This is a genomic window from Prevotella sp. Sow4_E9_plate, from assembly GCF_052116205.1.
GTDB lineage: Bacteria > Bacteroidota > Bacteroidia > Bacteroidales > Bacteroidaceae > Prevotella.
This window is the reverse complement of the sequence record NZ_JBQKLN010000063.1, coordinates 1-17,014: the sequence shown is the minus strand read 5'-3', so window position 1 is coordinate 17,014 and position 17,014 is coordinate 1. Positions and strand designations below refer to the sequence as shown.

Genomic DNA, 17,014 nt, shown 5'->3' with positions numbered 1-17,014 from the left:
AAATTATGTAACTTTGCAGCCGAAAAGGCTTCCCTGCTGGGGGCATGCCCCCAGCAGGGAGTGGGAATGAAAGTTAAGAACAAGCCTTGACACAGTTTAAATTACACCCCCGCTTTCCTTTGACAATAGTCGTGTATCGGTACCTAAAATAATAATTTAAGACAGAATTTTCTTTTTGATCGCTTTTATGCGGTGTTCGATAATATTGTCCCACAGCTTAGAACCGCCCAGTTCTGATGCAGAAATATAATCTCCATACTTTTCGAGAAATTCCTCATTGTAGGTAATAGAATCGTCACCATATCGATCTATTATGTATGCCCAATTCCATCTGTCAGCATACTTGATTAAAAGTTCGTGGGTCATATCGATACAAGACTTGTCTGATAGCACTTCCCAATCCCAACAATCCTTAAATGTCTCTATGTTGTCTTCTGTAAACAATAGTGTACTACTGTTTGATGTCAATTCGTGCCAGTCAAGTCTGTGCTTGAATTTTTCAAGTAGGCTTTTGGTCCACACTACATTGTAGTTTCTTGAAATTTCTTTCCAGTCCACATAGTTCATATACTTCTCAAGCAACAGTTCTGTCCATGGAAAGTCTTTGGAGAGTTCTTTCCATGCAGCATCGTCCATCATACGAGAAACCAACTCTTTGTTTAACTTATCATTTGCCATATCTTTGAAAATTTAATTACGCTATTGGGTGCAAAGGTATGGCTATGGTGCCCCATAATTTATGACAGGTTAGAACTAAATTAAAATTCCTTGAAAGTTTTATTGTTGATTCAATATGTTGATGGCTCTCATTGCACCGTGCCTGTCTTACCATATTTTTCCTTCAAACTGTAATTGTCTTTGATGGTATTCTGTATTCAGAACACCATCAAAGTCAAGAAAGATGATTTTAGAAAGTTTCTTTGCCATAAACGATCTTTGGAATTTTATGTTTCTTCATTTCTTTTTCATTGTTCACCATATTATATAAGCACATGGCTGCATAGTAGGCATTTGGATGTTGTGGAAGCATCATGAAAGGCAGGCGATTGTCCCATGCTTTTACTGGTGTTCCAAGAATCATACTCCAAGGGCGTTCATACAAATAGAACTCTTGTTCGAGAGCCTGACTACTTTCTACTATTTGCCCCGTCCTTTTGGTTTTAAACTTATGTGCAATAAATACCCATGTTCCTCGCACCCACATAAAACCATTTTTGTATGGGCACGGAGTGACGTGACGATATGCTTTAAGCAAGGCATAGACTCTGTGCAATACCGTGAAGTTATTATTTACCTTTGAATCTTCGTTTTCCTGTTGCAAGCATGCCAAGACATCTTCCCAAGTGCTGTTCTTTATATAAAACAGCAACGTAGGCAAAAGCGGCTCTGTCAATTGGTTAACAAAGCCCTCACTCAATAATCGACCTGCATTCAAACGAACGATTTCATGAAATCTCCTTTTTGCTTTAGTTCCCAGCCTTGTTTTTCTTATGCACATTAAACTGAATGGAGGATGCTTCACTGCTTCTATCTTTTGCAACGGATTGTTAGAACAATCAACGATTGTAAGCAACGGATTCTTTCTGAGGTTGATTCTTTGCAGCCTATTTCCATGTACATCAAGCACAGAGAGATATTCAGTCGTGCTTAAAGACATTTGTTTCAACATTTGATTTGGACACAATAGATGCGTCAATCCCTTACAGCCGGAAACATCTATTGAGCATATTGCCTTGTGAGAAACAATATGGAATCCCGTCAATACGTTCTCCTCGTCTGTTTTTATTGTAATACAGTAATAGCCTGGCGATTGATATGAATGTCTTACCTGTCCCCAGTCATCCACTTTCCATTTTACTGATTCAGTTTCACCATCACCCCAATCAATTGTGACTATTGCATTCATCATGACCTTCAACTGAAGAACCATGTCGTTACATTTTGGGCAAGTCGCAAGTGTCAGACAGTCAACTATAGGGTTGAGCTTCTTCTTCATCTGTCTAAAAGCAATCTCCAATCGAAGTGGAAACAAGTCTTTATCTCTCCTGTAGAAGCTATACTTGCCATACCCGTGTCTATCAATATTTTTCCTATAGTACCACATCGCTTCTATATAGTTATGCCTTCGCTCAGCCAACCATCCTAACTGGTATTCTGCTTTCTCTCCCCAGTCGTAGCCATTTTCAAGCTCTTTGTAGTATTGAGCCCCTTTGTCGAGATTTTGCTCTACACCTAATCCATAGGTATATAGACGAGCGAGTTTGGCAGTGATTTCTTGCTTAATCGCCCAATCATACCATTCGGTTGTCTGCATTTTCTCATGCAAAGCTTTAAATAAAAGAAACGCCTTGGAAAATTGACATTTATCGAAGTAGTAAAGTGACACACGTTCCATGGAAGGAATGTCGCCTTTTGTCGCAAGATAATCCAATACTTCCAAAGCCAAACTGTTACCTTCCTGAAGATGGTAGAACAGAGGAAAATGGAAATTGCGCCAGTAGAAAGCGTCATTGCGAACAAATGGAGGAAGCGGATTGTAGGGTTCGGTTTGTGCAGGATGATTCATCAAGTGTTCAAACCAAGGATGGCGCATCATGTCGGCAAACGTAGGATGCTTGCCAAAGATGTTTTCGCAGACAGTCCTTGAACATTCTGTGCATCCCTTTCCTATCACAAAGTCCAGCAGAATCTCCTCCACCAGATAACTATCAGGCTCTCCTGTCGATTCGAGAAGATAGGACAACAGCTGTCTCACTTCGCTTGAATCCTTTGAAAAGTTCAACTGACTGACGGTGTTGTAGAACAGTTCATCTTGGAGGAGTATTTCATCGCGAAGGCTTTTGTCTCCGTAAGCATTAACAACAAGAATCTGACGAAGTATCATATTGAATGGAGTAATACGCAAAGTAGATTTATCCAACTCTTTGTTTGATTTATCATTAGTCATATCTTTGAAACTTTAATTACGCTATTGGGTGCAAAGGTATGGCTATGGTGCCCCATTATTTATGACAGGTTAGAACTAAATTAAAATTCCTTGAAAGTTTTATTGTTGATTCAATATGTTGATGGCTCTCATTGCCAATTCTTCGGTAAGCCCATCGTAAGGATTTGTCAATACGAGATGTGGAAGTTGAGATTCCAAGATAACATACTCATCATCAATAATGGCATACGGGGTATCTTGTATATTGTTATCATAAAGCCATGAGGCTATTTCTGCACCTTTACAATGAAGTGCAGATGGGGAGATTTGCTCCAAATCTGCAGAAAGCAACAGGCTATCACTGACAACAGAAGGAGTAATGTCAATTACTCTTCCTGGCAGTTGTCTGTCTTGCCACATTTCCTGCATAGCCTCCAAGCCAAGATATTTCCATGAGGATTCTATTACTATGTCTGCATGAGTCTTATCGACTATGGCTTGCAGCTGTTTTACGGCTTCGGGATCAAAGCTGGCACCGTGCTTGTCTTGCCATATTTTTCCTTCAAACTGTAATTGTCTTTGATGGTATTCTGTATTCAGAACACCATCAAAGTCAAGAAAAATTATTTTAGCAACTTTCTTTTCCATAAGTGATCTTAGGAATTTTATGTTTCTTCATTTCAGTGTTATTGTCCACCATATCATATAAACACATGGCTGCATAGTAGGCATTTGGATGTTGTGGAAGCATCATGAATGGCAAACGATTGTCCCATGCTTTTACTGGTGTTCCAAGAATCATACTCCAAGGGCGTTCATACAAATAGAATTCTTCTTCGGAAGCCTCACATTCTACTATTTGCCCCGTTCTTTTGGATTTAAACTTATGTGCAATAACGGCAAAAGTCCCCGAGGTCCACATAAAACCATTTTTGTATGGGCACGGAGTGACGTGACGATATGCTTTAAGCAAGGCATAGGCTCTGTGCAATACCGTGAAGTTATTATTTACCTTTGAATCTTCGTTTTCCTGTTGCAAGCATGCCAAGACATCTTCCCAAGTGCTGTTCTTTATATAAAACAGCAACGTAGGCAAAAGCGGCTCTGTCAATTGGTTAACAAAGCCCTCACTCAATAATCGACCTGCATTCAAACGAACGATTTCATGAAATCTCCTTTTTGCTTTAGTTCCCAGCCTTGTTTTTCTTATGCACATTAAACTGAATGGAGGATGCTTCACTGCTTCTATCTTTTGCAACGGATTGTTAGAACAATCAACGATTGTAAGCAACCGGTTGCTTCTGAGGTTGATACTTTGTAGCCTGTTACCATGAACATCTAGCACTGAGAGATATTCTTGCCTGTTTAAAAGCAATTGCTTCAACATTTGATTTGGGCACAATAGATGCGTCAATCCCTTACAGCCGGAAACGTCTATTGAGCATATTGCCTTGTGAGAAACAATATGGAATCCCGTCAATACGTTCTCCTCGTCTGTTTTGATGGTGATAGGGTAGTGGCCTGGCGATTGATAGGAATGCCTTACCTCTCCCCAGTCGTCTACTTTCCATTTTTTGGATTCTGCTGCTCCGTCACCCCAATCAATCATGACAGTTGCATTCATCATGACCTTTAGCTGAAGGATCATATCGTTGCACTTCTGGCAGGTTGCAAGTGTCAAGCAGTCAACTATGGTGTTGAGTTTCTTCTTCATCTGTCTAAAAGCAATCTCCAATCGAAGTGGAAACAAGTCTTTCGGCTTATCTCCCCTGTAGAAGCTGTACTTGCCATACTCGCTACAATCTATATTTTTACGATAGTAATACATCGCCTCCAGGTAGTTATGCCTTTGCTCAGCCATCCTTCCCAACTGGTATTGGGCTCTGTTTCCCCAGTTGTAGCCATTTTCAAGTTCTTTGTAGTATTGTGCCGCTTTGTCGAGATTTTGCTCTACACCTTCTCCATAGGTATATAGATGAGCGAGTTTGTAGGTGATTTGTTGCTTAATCGCCCAATCATACCATTCGGTTGTCTGCATTTTCTCATGCAAAGCTTTAAATAAAAGAAACGCCTTGGAAAATTGGCATTTATCGAAGTAGTAAAGTGACACACGCTCCATGGAAAGAATGTCGCCTTTAGCCGCAAGATGCTCCAACACTTCCAAAGCCAAACTGTTACCTTCCTGAAGATGGTAGAACAGAGGAAAATGGAAATTGCGCCAGTAGTAGGCATCATTACGTACTATAGGAGGAAGCGGACTGTAGGGCTCTGTTGCTACAGGATGACTCATCAGGTGCTTGAACCAAGGATGGCGCATCATGTCGGCAAACGTAGGATGTTTGCCAAAAGCATCTTCGCAAACAGCTTTCGAACATTCCGTGCACCCTTTCCCCATGACAAAATCCAAAAGAACATACTCCACGAGGCAGTTTTTTTGAATTTCTGCCATAGACTGGAGGTCGGACAGAATAGCCTTGGCTTCATTCTGTTCTTCTGCAAAGTTCAGCCTACGTATAGTATTATGGAGTTCATCTTCAAAGATGTCATCATCCGTACTATCAGCGTTTCTATTCCGCATATGGTGCAATATGCTATTAAATGTCGCAATTCCCATAAGTTGATTTATTTGCCTTTTAGAAAAATATCATGGATATGTTCCTTCATGTCATCTAAAATGGCATGATAATACTTCCACTTCTCGGCATCTGTGATGCCTCTGTCTCCATCCTTGGTCGCTGTAGGATGATAGGTCTTGTAAGCAAGGCTGATGCCTTCAATATCAAGTTTTGCCACTGCGTCAATATCATTTCCTGCCAAAGGCATTGGCGAACCCTTTACGTTGAAGTTCTCTTTGATGTAGCTGTAATAGGTGTTTTGGCCAGGACCAGTCAAGAAAACGAGAACATCGGGCTTCAAGATCTCTATCTCTTGTGGGATGACATGAAAGTATTTCTCCTCTAACTCATGTATTTCTTTACAAACTCCATTGCGTCCACCTACAGACAACTTTGAAATGTTGTTCCAAAGGTATGCTACTTTCTTGTCGGAATACTGTTCGCCGAGAACGAAGTCTTTGATACCCGACATGATACCATTGAATCCCATGCTGAAGAACTTATTCTTAGCCAAGTGGTTGTCAGAATCTGTAAGGAAATATTCCCCTTTATAGTTGTCAGAATAAAAACGTTGGTATAGTTCTACGAAATCATCAGACTGTACTTGGGAGCCATCATCCAATATTGGCATAGGCCAATTGAGAGGCTCCTGCCCGAACACCATAACTTTCAAGTCGGCATCAGTCCACCAACTTTCGTCAACATAACCTCCTTGGTTGTTATGTTCCAATGCTACACCCAGCATAAAAGGTGCTTGTACCTTGATGCCTTTAGCATCCAACTGTTGTTTCAGTTCATTCCACTTTGGCTCATATAAGTTAGCCAGTTGTTTTGTTAAATTGTTCATGATGAAAATGTATTAAATTAAAATTTACGTTCATAAAAGAATATTGCCTCGATGACATTGTCTGACGAGTTCTGTATAGACCATGGCACAGACTTGCCCTCACCAATTTCGTCAAGAGCTTTTCCAAAGGCGTTCATGTAAGAAGTTCCAAGTTCACAGGCTTGTTCGAAGCATAGACCATAACACATGGCTTGTGCATTTGGGTCAATAGGAGCATCCTTTACAATGTCAGCAGATACAGCCTTTACAAAAGGATAGGGAACACTACATACTCTAAAATCTTGTATCGTAAAACTTATCATGCTCATATTAACCAGGTGATGATGTATAAAGCGAAGAAGTACTTCTACAGACTCTCTGTCGGTCATTATATAATTGTCCCATAGTTTTTGTAAATGCTTGTAATTGGCACATGGATGCAAATCTATCACAAAACAAGTTATAGGGTGTTTCATTTTTGTGACTATCGCATTTATTTCATTGAGATAAGCTTCTGCGTCATCAGTCAGAATTACAACCCAATCTGTTCTTGAATCCATGGTTTCTAATGGTATTGTTTTCCAGTTTTCTGAATTGACAGTATTAGCCTGGTCACCGAACTTGAAGATAACTTCTTTTCGGGTATAGTCATCTGTAGAGTATAAAGCGTACAGGAATTTCCAAACAAGGTTTTCTTCTGAAGCACGTAGCTCCAGGGATTCGGAATCACCTCCCATTCTTATGACAAGTTCTTTTACAGGCTTCAGGCTACCTTCCAATATAGTAAAATAGATATACCATTCTCCTTCTATACATGAGAAGTTGATATACGTGGGAATCCCATCGTAGCTAACTTGATATCCGTAATTGTCCACGTAGGGTATTCTGCCATCGTAGTTTGCTTTAATATCTGAATTGATCTCATCGATGAATTTCTTTCGGCAAGAACGCTCGTATTCTTCCAAAATCTCATTTTTGGCATTACTGATATCTGATATGGCTTCTCTTAGTGTACAGCATAGGTCATCCAATGCAGAGCATTTAGCTCTGACAGACAGTCCTTCTAAGTTTTTGAGTTCTTTGTTAATATCAAATCTTTCCATAATCTATATTTCGTTAGTCGTTTTCATATAACTCCCACAAGTCACTTACCCAACCTTTCATGGTCTGTCGTAGGGATTGTGGTTCCAATACCTCTATCATATTTCCAAAATGTAACAGTTCCATAATGAAATCATAGGTAGGACGCAATGTCAGTTCGAAGTCTGCGTAGTCCTTGCAGGTGAATATCTCTTTCTGCGTAGGATGCAATGGCAGAGAACGAAGATAATGCTGATGTTGCCTATTTGCCCGAACCACAATGCGTTGCAATGGGATGGTCTCGTCTGTTACTATTCCATAGAATGAGGAAAAATAGGTGTTTGCATCAAAATTCTTGGGCATCGTGAAATGTTCTTTGGTTTCCTCAAAATTTTCCAAACGGTCAAGCCCATAGATACGCAGATTGTTATCAACGAGATTCTTCGCCAATAAATACCATCTTTTTTGGAACATCTTTAGGCTGTAAGGTTCTACAGAAAACGTATGAGAGGAGCCATGTATAAAACTCTTGTATGTCAGCGTCACCACATGGTTGTTCTTCATCGCCTCTATGATGTCTGTCAAGTAGTTACGGTTGGATGGTATTTCTTCAACAAGAATTCTGTCTTTCAACTGAATGCTTTGCGACAAGGTATTTGCTGTAGAATACGTATCCAGTAGCCAACGGACCAGCCCACCTTCACTCAAACATTCAGGGTTGGAGATGTAATAGCGATAACCACCTTTTAACCGGCATTCAATGTTCACGCCGAGCATCATCAGAATGTTTCCTTTCCACCGGTCGAAGGTTTGCCGTGGCAAAGGCTCTCCATTGCTGATGTTCTCGTCATGTATCCACTTGTCGTTGAGTTCTTTCAGCGACAACCCTCTATCTCCTTTGTTATAGAGTGTTCTTACTATCCAAATATATTTCTCCAATGCAGTCATATTTTGAATCTTTTTATATGGAAAACGTTCTATACTCTTCAATATTGTGTTTGAAGTCATTTTTTTATTCGTAATCGCTCCTTATCTCGTTGCGGAAAGAAGGAATCTGCATCATTTCCCGTTTTGATGGAATAATCTAAGAAAACTTATTCTTATAGAATTTTGCAGTGCATATTAACTTCAGATTATCTGTGGTGATTTTTCTGAAAGATTCTTCACGCTGGTAGGGTAAGTAGCCCAAAAATGATGTATGCCACAAGCAGCAAGCTGCGATTTCAGTAACCAAATCTCCTGGCGCATAATCGTATGATAATGCCTTATGAGGAAAGGTGCAATTTCGTCAAACGAAAGCGAGTCGAGTAATTCTTTTAATGTCATAATACAATTATTTTTTATTTCGGCTGCAAAATTACGGCTAAGGTGTCTCAATTTATATGACATGTTTAATAAATGAGTGATTTCGAAGCAGATTTTCCAAATTAGGACAAGAATCTTGGAGAGTAACCCAAAAGGTTTGGAGTTACTCAAAACATACCTTGCTGTGTCTTTATGGACACAATGTTTTGGGAAGAATAAATCTAATACCATTGAAAACACTGCGGTGGTTCGCCCCGTGGCTGGAGGCGCAAAGCCTCCAAGGACAGGCTCATTTTCTCGCCACTAAAGGATGAAAAACGAAAAATCCCGATGAATAAGTTTCCCTTGAATATCATTCCTCGGGATGAACAAAAATGTATTCCTGCATGTCATACGTTTTATATGTCATACGATAAAAATGTAAAACGTATGGCATCAATGCATATATGTTTACACATTTCTTTGTATGGATACTTCTTGATCAAATTGCAACTGTACTTCCATACGACAGTGAATCTGTACGTCAATAAGTCAATACGACCACAAATAACCGAAGCGTCAAAGATGCGACCATTCTTAGCTAAAAGTATTTGTTCCTCCGTAGAGTTGCAGGACAATGGCTGTCAATAAATTCACCTCCTTGGCTTCCTTGCTCTTGCCTATGGCTCTGTTGCCCTTGGCATCCCAGATAGCCTTGGTAACGCTCTGCTTGCAACTGAACTGTGCGATAGTTCCGTTGATTGTCACTCGTCCCATGATAGGGACATTTCCGTTTCTCTCCTTGCTTCCATTTACATAGAAGACTGTCTTGAAAGTGCATCTCATAATTCTTACTTTTTTGTTCGGTGCAAAATTAAACTATGAGAGCTGCATGGCAAAACCAAAACTTACGCAGAATGGAGAAGATTGAACCGCCACCGTTAAAAATGCTTATTAGGGCGTTTCTGCGAGGTAATGATTTGAAAGCGTTTCTGTTTCTCCAATCTGCGTTTTTCGCTTTCCCTCGTCTATGCCACTTAAAGCCAACGACAGTCACAACCACTTGAAACTCAAAATAAAAGCATCATTCTGCTATCTCTTGCTTTTTTAGGCGTTCTTTTTAGAAATAATATAGTATCAGCACTTTTTGCTTCGTTTGCAAGCAGAAAGTGCTTTTTTTATGCCTTCAGATGAGCTGGAGGCTTAGCGGAAGGCTTAGTTGCCGGCGATGAGGCTTAGTAGGAGGCGAACCGGCAGGACGCCTATTGCCGGGGAGGCTTTTTTTCCTTACTTTTGCATACAGAAATAATCAATGATTGGGATTATGGAAAAAGGAAAGAAAATACCTCCACAGGAAGCGTCTCAGACTAATCCAGTGGCAAAGCCTGAGGATACCAAGGGCGGAATCAATAACATGGTATCATCTGGGTTGAAAGGAGCAAAGCTGGCATCTGGGTTGATAGGAAAAAAGCTGGCTGAACAGGCTGAAGAGAATGAAGAGATGCCCATGCATCACCTGATTGCCGATAAGGATTATCCGTCGGGCATCAGAGAATGGATGATCACTTCGCCTTCTGAACTCAAGTATCCTACGCTGGTGGTGGCTGCTGCCATGCTCAGCGTTTATCTTACACGTGTCAGAATACAGTATGTGTATGATAATCAGGGAGAAAAATCGGCCATCGTGCTGCAGGTCATCGTAGAGGGCGAGCAGTCGAGCGGAAAGTCGTTTGCCAGATACATCATGCGTACCCTGATGAAACCTTTCATCGAGCGCGACAGCGAAATGAGAGCCAAGGAGCAGGAGTATGCTGCCCTGAAGCGACGCCAGGGAAAGAAGGATGGCAAGCTGCCACCCGAACCGAAGACCGACATCACCATCCTGCCCGAAACCGTATCGCTCACCATGTTCATCAAGCGATGCGATGCTGCAGTCAAGCTCTATGGTGCTCCGAAGACGCTCTTCGAATTTGCCGATGAGATTTCTGCCATCGTGCATTCTGCCAAGCGCCAGTTTGCCGACCTCTCGCAGGTTATCAAGACGGCATACGATCTGGGCAGCGTCTATGGTCAGGATTTCATGAGCGAAACCAGCTATAGTGCCATGGTAGATGCCTTGCTGTCGTTCGTTTTCTGCGGCACCCAGAGTGCGGTGAGCAGATATATGAACAAGGCTGCCATTGAGGGCGGTTCGGTTACTCGTACTATTTTATGCCCGCTCATCAGTCATCTGGGCGACAATCCGCCTCAGTTTCAGGCGTTGACCGATATGCAGCGTAAGGAGCTGGAGAATACGTTGGATAAGCTCTTCGGGTTGTGCTATGAGGAAGATGGAAAATTCCATCAGGAGATAGAGGAAGATATGAGCTGGCTCTACAAGACGGTGGTAAAATGGTGTAACGACTGCCGCCAGCAGGTGGTGAAAACCATGTCCAAGTCGATGGATGTCTTCTACAAGCGCAGTTCGGTTTCAGCCTTCCGCATCGCTGCCCTCATGCAAGTGCTATACAAGGTTGAGGGGAAGAAAAGCGAGAAGGAAATCCGGAAACTGGTTAGGCAGACCTATCTGGCTTGTGCCGACCACATCTTGCGTAATATGTTGCAGCGGTGGGGCAAGGCTTTCGAGCAGATTTCTGCCGAGGGTGAAGGAGAGCCTTATCATACAGTAGACTATTTCAGCGAGTTGCCACAGGAATTTTCTTATCAGTTCCTGGAGGAATTTCTGACGCAGAAGGGGCTCAAGACCCCTGCCCGCAACATGGTATGCAACTGGCGCAGATGGGGATGGCTCGAGAAGCCTAAAAAGGGTGAGAACAAGAAAGTGCTTAGAAAAACGCAGCAGAAAACTACCCATGCAGCTGATGATGATATTCCTGATAAATAGATTTTCACGTATTAAAAAATCAATTATTATATGGCAGAATATATAGATTCAATCACGCTCTCTAAACTTAGAGGCATCAATATACTGGTGGTGGCTGATGCTTTGGGAATAGGCTTGCGTCATCGCAATGCGCTCTGTATCAGTCATAACGATTCTAATCCGAGCTTGCATTTCTGGCCATCAACCAATACTTGCCATTGTTTTGCATGCGGGTGGGGTGGTGATAATATCGACCTGGTGATGAAGCGGGAGAATCTCTCTTTTACCGAAGCCTGCCAATGGTTGGGAAGAAACTTCGGTATTGTTGTGGGGAATGGCCGACAGCCAGCAAGGGGTACGGTCGGGCAGCAGAAAACGGAATGCGATACGGACAGGCAGCAGAAAACGGAATGCGATACGGACAGGCAGCAGAAAACGGAATGCGATACGGACAGAATCAACCTTAGAGGACCATTCCAGCATCAGCCGGATGTAGATTATCTCATGAGAATGCTTGAGGGAAAGAAACTCACCGAGACGGCAAGGGATTTCCTTTTCGAACAGCGAAAGCTGCGCCCCGAATACATCTATTGGTGCAGAGTGGTAAGTACAGATTTTTCTATCGCTGGCTATCGCTTTGGTGGTAAGTTTTTTGATGGGCCTTCCCTGCTCATACCTTACTATGGGGTGGATGGAAGATTGCTAACGGTACAGAGCAGATTTCTGGGGGATAAATCTAAGGAGAAGCCCCGGTTTAAATTTGCACCTGGCAGCAAACCTATGGTATACGGGATGCAGATTTTGCCCCAAGTAGCTGATAATGAACCTTTGGTTATTACTGAGGGATGTACCGACTGTTGGAGTGCTATGTCTATGGGTTATAAGGCGATAGCAATACCCAGTGCTACACTTTGTAATGAAGAATGTCGCAGTCTTTTGTCGGGAAGAAATCTTCACATGTGGCCAGATCAGGATAAGCCTGGCATTAGTCTCTATATGAAATTGAAGGAGATGTTTCCGCAGTTGGTGTATCATCAGTTGCCCGAAGGATGCAAGGATTTATCTGATTATTATCAGTCCTCTTACGTTCAGAAAATGTGAAAGTGAATGTGAATTTCAAATGTTTTCTCAATAGCTTTTGGGGTAGATATTGTTTGTTATTTTTATCGGTTATTGTCTGTTATGATGAAATTAGTATTAAATCGTTTTCGTACAGTTCGTGGCGCCGTAGTGGGTCGCCTCAGTCAGGAAATAGCAGATCGCAAGGGTGGCGTTGTTGACCACGAGCATATTTGCGATACAGTAGAGCGCGAGGGGGGCTGCCTGGAGCCTGGTGAATATCGCGTAGTGGTGGCTAAATGCCGCAGTTTCGCCCGCAAGATGATGTTCTTGGAGGCGGTGAAGAAGGAGGCTTCCTCTTCTTCTGATGCTTCATCAGGGGTGGGCTGTTCGCCTCTTCCTCTCCCCGAAATCTGCGAGCGCTGTCGCCTGGAGCGCAAGCATCATAGGTTCGGGCGCCTGGATGAGCTTCATGCCCTTTCGTGCCCCATGCTCCAGCCGGGCAATGGTCCGTTCCGTCTCCGCCAGGGCGGCATCCTCATCGGCGAGGCCTGTCCTCCCGGCTTCGTCCTCAGAAGCCAGGAACTCTTCCTCCAGCTCTTCGACCGTGTAAACAAGGTGCTGAGACGCGGGGGCGAAGTGGTTATCAGGATAGAGTAGGTGGGGAGAGAGGTGAAAGATGGCATCCTTGGATGTCATCTTTCGCTGTTTTTATATTCATAGAAACGCAGAATAACCATAAAAACTAGGAATTTACGTACAAAACCAAAAGTTTTCTCTAAAAAAAGCTATTATCTCCCAAACTTTTTGTAATTTTGAAGCGGATTAGGTAAATAACAATTCAGTTATATATAAGAATAATACCTATTAAAGATTATTAATTAATAAACTCAAGGAGGAATGTATTATGGCAAGACCAATTAGAGAAACTCCGATTCTTTATGGTGGTGATGCTCGCAAGTTTGAGGCAAGAATGAAAAATCCACCAAAGGAAAGTAAGGAGCAATATGAAGAAAGAATGAAGCATTATCATGCAGTCATGAGTGTATTTCAAGGTTAAAAAGAATGGCGTATGACAGAGGAAGAGTTTCAAACTAGGTATACTGTGCATAGTTTGGCAGGTATGGAATGTGTAACCGCATTTGATTGTGGAGATGAAGACTTGAATGATTTCGTTATTCAGGAAGCTGGTCTTTACAAGCAGGCAATGCTTGCGGTTACATACGTTGTAGAAGATAAGCAGCATCAGATTGCTGCATATTTTAGTCTAGCTAATGATAAGGTTTCTATAACGGATTTCAATTCTAATAGCGAATTTAATAGATTTAGAAAACATCGCTTTGTTCAAGAGAAAAGATTGAGAAGTTATCCAGCCGTAAAACTTTGTAGATTAGGGGTTGATATAGAATGTCGAGGTACAGGTATGGGCTCTTTCCTCTTGGACTTTATTAAAACCTTGTTTGTTATAAATAATAAAACTGGTTGTCGGTTTATAACAGTTGATGCTTATAAGGCGGCAGTTCCTTTCTATGAAAAGAATGGCTTTTTACCCTTGACAAGTAAGGATAACAATGAGCATACCAAATTAATGTATTATGATTTGGCTTCTAATTATCAGGAAAATATTAAATAGTAAGGTTTTGGAATAATATATTTACGTATTCCTTAATTAACCAATTATGATGAACAGAAAAAAATATATATTCGGGGCACTCCTGACGCTCCTTGTGCTGACTGCCTGCCAGGGCGGAAAGACGACGGCGGGAGAGGCTGAAGAGGGGGATACTCTGAAGATGAAGTATGTCAAACTGCTAACCATCGTGAAGTATGGGGAGAAGGGGACTGCATCTTCGGATAAGGATGCGGAAGACGCTGAGTATCAGTATGCTGAGGTGAACGTTGCGAACCCCTGGAAGGCGGGGACGCTGCTGCATCGCTACATCCTGATTCCGAAGGGAGAGGAGGGGGACAAGACGGTTACCCGACTCGCCCTGCAGCGCACTTCGGGCATGGGATGCACTACCGATACCGTGAGGACACCGGTGGAGAGGAGTGCCGTTTTCATTGCTCCCCATTGCCAGCTGATGTACGAACTGGGATGCCAGCAGGCTATCCGTGGCGTCTGCGACCTCAATTACATCAATATTCCGGATGTCAGGAAGAGGGCTGCTTCTGCAGGGAAGGCTTCTTCCGGAAATGCTTCTTCCGGAAATGCTTCTTCCGGAAATGCTTCTTCTGGAAATGCTTCTTCCGGAAATGCTTCTGCCCAGAATTCCATCGTGGATTGCGGTTCGAGCATGGCTCCCGACATCGAACGCATCATCGCCCTGAAACCCGAAGCCATCCTCGTTTCACCCTTCGAGAACAGCGGTGGATATGGCAAGCTCGACAAGCTGCATATCCCCATCATTGAAGCTGCCGACTATATGGAGTCTTCGCCACTGGGAAGGGCGGAATGGATGAAATTCTACGGCATGCTCTTTGGAAAAGGCAAGAATATTTCAACTACTGTTGCCGGAAAAGCATTAACTACTGTTGCCGGAAAAGCATTAACTACTGTTGCCGGAAAAGCATCAGAGGCTACTCTTCCTGCATCTTGCGAATTAAAGGCTGATTCTCTTTTTGCGAAGATTGAAAAGGAGTATCTGAAGTTGAAGGCTGAGGCTGGAAAGCTACCCAAGGGACTTTCGATATTGACCGAAAGAAAAACGGGCAATGTATGGTATGTGCCTGGTGGACAGAGCACTATCGGCATTCTCCTGAAGGATGCCAACGCCCGTTATATCTTCTCGGATGATAAGCACAGCGGAAGTCTGCCGATGAGTCCGGAGCAGATTCTGGCGAAGGGAAGCCAGGTGGATGTATGGGCATTCAAATACTTCGGAGGTGCTCCTTTGTCGCAGGTTCAGCTGCTTCAGGAATATGACGGTTACAAGGCTCTTGCCGCCTTCAGCCGGGGCAATATCTATCAGGTAGATACCTCTACGGTGCCTTATTTCGAGCTTGCGAGCTTTCATCCCGAGCTGCTGCTCAGAGAGTTCATCATCCTGGCGCATGGCAGCCGGTTCGGCAAATTGAAATTCTATAAGAAATAGGGCTTTAATCAGAGATTTTACAAGAAATAGTTTTAGTGAATGAAAACCATCGTTTTAGGGGCAATCGCCATTATCATACTGTTTTTCGCCAACCTGGCATGGGGGAGTGTAAACATCCCGTGGCAGGATGTGGGGGCTATACTCGCTGGAAATCACGGAGATGAAGCTGACAGCTTCCGCTATATCGTAATGGAATCGCGCTTGCCTGCGGCTCTTACCGCCCTCCTTTCGGGCGCAGCCCTCGCCACGAGCGGCTTGCTCCTGCAGACAGCCTTCCGCAACCCCCTGGCGGGTCCTGACGTATTCGGTATCAGCAGCGGAGCCGGACTGGCTGTTGCCATTGTGATGCTTGCCTTTGGCGGCAACATCGCCCTGGGCGATTTCATGGGTGCAGACTTTCTAGGCAATGGTGCCACAGCTGGAGTAGGAGTGAGCGGTTTTCTCGCCATTCTCATCGCAGCCTTCGTGGGAGCGATGCTCGTGATGGCTGTCATCACCTTCTTTTCTGCCATCGTGCGCAGTCATACGGTGCTGCTCATCATCGGTCTGATGGTGGGCTATCTTGCCAGCAGCGCCATCTCACTGCTCAATTTCTTCAGCACGGCAGAGGGCGTGAAATCGTATATGGTCTGGGGCATGGGAAGCTTTGGCAATGTTTCGGCTGCGCAGGTATTATGGTTCATTCCGCTTGCCCTCATCGCCCTCATCGCCTCCCTGCTCCTTGTCAAACCGCTGAATGCCATGCTGTTAGGCGAACAGTATGCCGAGAATCTGGGTTTCAACATCAGGCGTCTGCGCATCATTCTGCTCCTCATCACGGGCTTTCTCACGGCAGTGGTTACCGCCTTCTGCGGTCCCATTGCCTTCATCGGTCTAGCCACTCCCCACATCGCCCGTCTCCTCATCGGTACGGAGAATCATCGCCGGCTGTTGCCCGTCACGATGCTGTTGGGTTCAGTCCTTGCCCTTCTCTGCAATCTCTTCTGCACCCTCCCTTCGGGCGGTGGCATCATCCCCCTGAATGCCGTCACCCCTTTGTTCGGTGCCCCCGTCATCATCTATGTTTTGGTGAAGAGGAGATAGGGAAAAGGCAAGAAAAGGGGGACGGCAAAATCAATTTTTTCAAGAGTTTCTTGGATATTTGAATTATTCTTTTTATCTTTGTAGAAGATATGCTGCACTCGGCAATCTGAAAGCAAGCTTTCATTGCGCTCGTTTGCATTATCTTTGTAGAAGATATGCTGCACTCGGCAATCTGAAAGCAAG

At 43.4% G+C, this 17,014-nt stretch carries 16 protein-coding genes and 1 pseudogene; 7 read left to right on the top strand and 10 right to left on the bottom strand.

What is annotated here, in order from left to right; all coding sequences use genetic code 11:
- Window positions 1-156: 156 nt before the first annotated feature.
- The 9 genes and pseudogenes from ACTQ53_RS16120 to ACTQ53_RS16080 form a co-directional block, all read right to left on the bottom strand.
- Window positions 157-678 (bottom strand): hypothetical protein, encoded by a 522-nt coding sequence (locus ACTQ53_RS16120; protein ID WP_294935507.1) that lies wholly within the window; start codon window positions 676-678, stop codon window positions 157-159.
- A 229-nt stretch (window positions 679-907) separates the two neighbouring features.
- Window positions 908-2,947, bottom strand: a complete 2,040-nt coding sequence (locus ACTQ53_RS16115) for a hypothetical protein (RefSeq protein ID WP_441934203.1) — start codon at window positions 2,945-2,947, stop codon at window positions 908-910.
- A gap of 99 nt (window positions 2,948-3,046) precedes the next feature.
- On the bottom strand, window positions 3,047-3,574 hold the full coding sequence (locus tag ACTQ53_RS16110; RefSeq protein ID WP_441934201.1) for an HAD domain-containing protein: 528 nt from the start codon (window positions 3,572-3,574) through the stop codon (window positions 3,047-3,049).
- On the bottom strand, window positions 3,555-5,504 hold the full coding sequence (locus ACTQ53_RS16105; RefSeq protein ID WP_441934199.1) for a hypothetical protein: 1,950 nt from the start codon (window positions 5,502-5,504) through the stop codon (window positions 3,555-3,557). The genes ACTQ53_RS16110 and ACTQ53_RS16105 overlap by 20 nt, the downstream gene beginning before the upstream one ends.
- Before the next feature lie 44 nt (window positions 5,505-5,548).
- Window positions 5,549-6,388 (bottom strand): hypothetical protein, encoded by an 840-nt coding sequence (locus ACTQ53_RS16100; RefSeq protein WP_441934197.1) that lies wholly within the window; start codon window positions 6,386-6,388, stop codon window positions 5,549-5,551.
- Between the two features lie 17 nt (window positions 6,389-6,405).
- Entirely contained in the window at window positions 6,406-7,470 is a 1,065-nt protein-coding gene (locus ACTQ53_RS16095; protein WP_294935518.1) for a hypothetical protein, read from the bottom strand.
- Between the two features lie 13 nt (window positions 7,471-7,483).
- Window positions 7,484-8,395, bottom strand: coding sequence for a helix-turn-helix transcriptional regulator (locus ACTQ53_RS16090; RefSeq protein WP_441934195.1), 912 nt, complete (start codon window positions 8,393-8,395; stop codon window positions 7,484-7,486).
- A gap of 180 nt (window positions 8,396-8,575) precedes the next feature.
- On the bottom strand, window positions 8,576-8,773 hold the full coding sequence (locus ACTQ53_RS16085; RefSeq protein WP_294935524.1) for a hypothetical protein: 198 nt from the start codon (window positions 8,771-8,773) through the stop codon (window positions 8,576-8,578).
- Between the two features lie 606 nt (window positions 8,774-9,379).
- Window positions 9,380-9,577: pseudogene (locus tag ACTQ53_RS16080) on the bottom strand (Arm DNA-binding domain-containing protein); the annotation flags it as partial.
- A gap of 478 nt (window positions 9,578-10,055) precedes the next feature.
- Here ACTQ53_RS16080 and ACTQ53_RS16075 point away from each other — a divergent pair.
- From ACTQ53_RS16075 to ACTQ53_RS16045, 7 genes are all read left to right on the top strand, one after another.
- Window positions 10,056-11,615, top strand: a complete 1,560-nt coding sequence (locus ACTQ53_RS16075) for a hypothetical protein (RefSeq protein WP_295346614.1) — start codon at window positions 10,056-10,058, stop codon at window positions 11,613-11,615.
- Window positions 11,616-11,645: 30 nt separating this feature from the next.
- Window positions 11,646-12,695, top strand: a complete 1,050-nt coding sequence (locus ACTQ53_RS16070; RefSeq protein WP_441934192.1) for a CHC2 zinc finger domain-containing protein — start codon at window positions 11,646-11,648, stop codon at window positions 12,693-12,695.
- A gap of 81 nt (window positions 12,696-12,776) precedes the next feature.
- Window positions 12,777-13,313 carry a hypothetical protein gene (locus ACTQ53_RS16065; protein ID WP_441934190.1) on the top strand — a complete coding sequence of 179 codons (537 nt, stop codon included), beginning with the start codon at window positions 12,777-12,779 and terminating at the stop codon, window positions 13,311-13,313.
- Window positions 13,314-13,560: 247 nt separating this feature from the next.
- Window positions 13,561-13,713 (top strand): hypothetical protein, encoded by a 153-nt coding sequence (locus ACTQ53_RS16060; protein ID WP_217327071.1) that lies wholly within the window; start codon window positions 13,561-13,563, stop codon window positions 13,711-13,713.
- Window positions 13,714-13,725: 12 nt separating this feature from the next.
- A complete protein-coding gene (locus ACTQ53_RS16055; protein ID WP_254970348.1) occupies window positions 13,726-14,286 on the top strand; it encodes a GNAT family N-acetyltransferase in 561 nt (186 codons plus the stop codon).
- Between the two features lie 46 nt (window positions 14,287-14,332).
- The gene (locus tag ACTQ53_RS16050) at window positions 14,333-15,748 is read left to right on the top strand and encodes an ABC transporter substrate-binding protein (protein WP_441934187.1); all 1,416 of its coding nucleotides are present in this window, start codon (window positions 14,333-14,335) and stop codon (window positions 15,746-15,748) included.
- 39 nt (window positions 15,749-15,787) lie between these two features.
- Complete coding sequence (locus ACTQ53_RS16045; RefSeq protein WP_441934185.1) at window positions 15,788-16,831, top strand: iron chelate uptake ABC transporter family permease subunit; 1,044 nt, start codon at window positions 15,788-15,790, stop codon at window positions 16,829-16,831.
- On the opposite strand, the gene ACTQ53_RS16040 is transcribed toward ACTQ53_RS16045, so the two are convergent.
- On the bottom strand, window positions 16,807-17,014 hold a 208-nt coding region (locus tag ACTQ53_RS16040; RefSeq protein WP_441934183.1), incomplete at its 5' end, for a hypothetical protein. The two genes, ACTQ53_RS16045 and ACTQ53_RS16040, sit on opposite strands and share 25 nt — an antisense overlap.

What these genes read in the sequence shown, in the direction of transcription:
- ACTQ53_RS16055 (WP_254970348.1), top strand. Translation starts at nt 13,726, where the DNA reads ATGACAGAGGAAGAGTTTCAAACTAGGTATACTGTGCATAGTTTGGCA.
- ACTQ53_RS16100 (WP_441934197.1), bottom strand. Translation starts at nt 6,388, where the DNA reads ATGAACAATTTAACAAAACAACTGGCTAACTTATATGAGCCAAAGTGG.
- ACTQ53_RS16090 (WP_441934195.1), bottom strand. Translation starts at nt 8,395, where the DNA reads ATGACTGCATTGGAGAAATATATTTGGATAGTAAGAACACTCTATAAC.
- ACTQ53_RS16085 (WP_294935524.1), bottom strand. Translation starts at nt 8,773, where the DNA reads ATGACATTAAAAGAATTACTCGACTCGCTTTCGTTTGACGAAATTGCA.
- ACTQ53_RS16045 (WP_441934185.1), top strand. Translation starts at nt 15,788, where the DNA reads ATGAAAACCATCGTTTTAGGGGCAATCGCCATTATCATACTGTTTTTC.
- ACTQ53_RS16120 (WP_294935507.1), bottom strand. Translation starts at nt 678, where the DNA reads ATGGCAAATGATAAGTTAAACAAAGAGTTGGTTTCTCGTATGATGGAC.
- ACTQ53_RS16110 (WP_441934201.1), bottom strand. Translation starts at nt 3,574, where the DNA reads ATGGAAAAGAAAGTTGCTAAAATAATTTTTCTTGACTTTGATGGTGTT.
- ACTQ53_RS16070 (WP_441934192.1), top strand. Translation starts at nt 11,646, where the DNA reads ATGGCAGAATATATAGATTCAATCACGCTCTCTAAACTTAGAGGCATC.
- ACTQ53_RS16075 (WP_295346614.1), top strand. Translation starts at nt 10,056, where the DNA reads ATGGAAAAAGGAAAGAAAATACCTCCACAGGAAGCGTCTCAGACTAAT.
- ACTQ53_RS16105 (WP_441934199.1), bottom strand. Translation starts at nt 5,504, where the DNA reads ATGCGGAATAGAAACGCTGATAGTACGGATGATGACATCTTTGAAGAT.
- ACTQ53_RS16115 (WP_441934203.1), bottom strand. Translation starts at nt 2,947, where the DNA reads ATGACTAATGATAAATCAAACAAAGAGTTGGATAAATCTACTTTGCGT.
- ACTQ53_RS16060 (WP_217327071.1), top strand. Translation starts at nt 13,561, where the DNA reads ATGGCAAGACCAATTAGAGAAACTCCGATTCTTTATGGTGGTGATGCT.
- ACTQ53_RS16095 (WP_294935518.1), bottom strand. Translation starts at nt 7,470, where the DNA reads ATGGAAAGATTTGATATTAACAAAGAACTCAAAAACTTAGAAGGACTG.
- ACTQ53_RS16065 (WP_441934190.1), top strand. Translation starts at nt 12,777, where the DNA reads ATGATGAAATTAGTATTAAATCGTTTTCGTACAGTTCGTGGCGCCGTA.
- ACTQ53_RS16050 (WP_441934187.1), top strand. Translation starts at nt 14,333, where the DNA reads ATGATGAACAGAAAAAAATATATATTCGGGGCACTCCTGACGCTCCTT.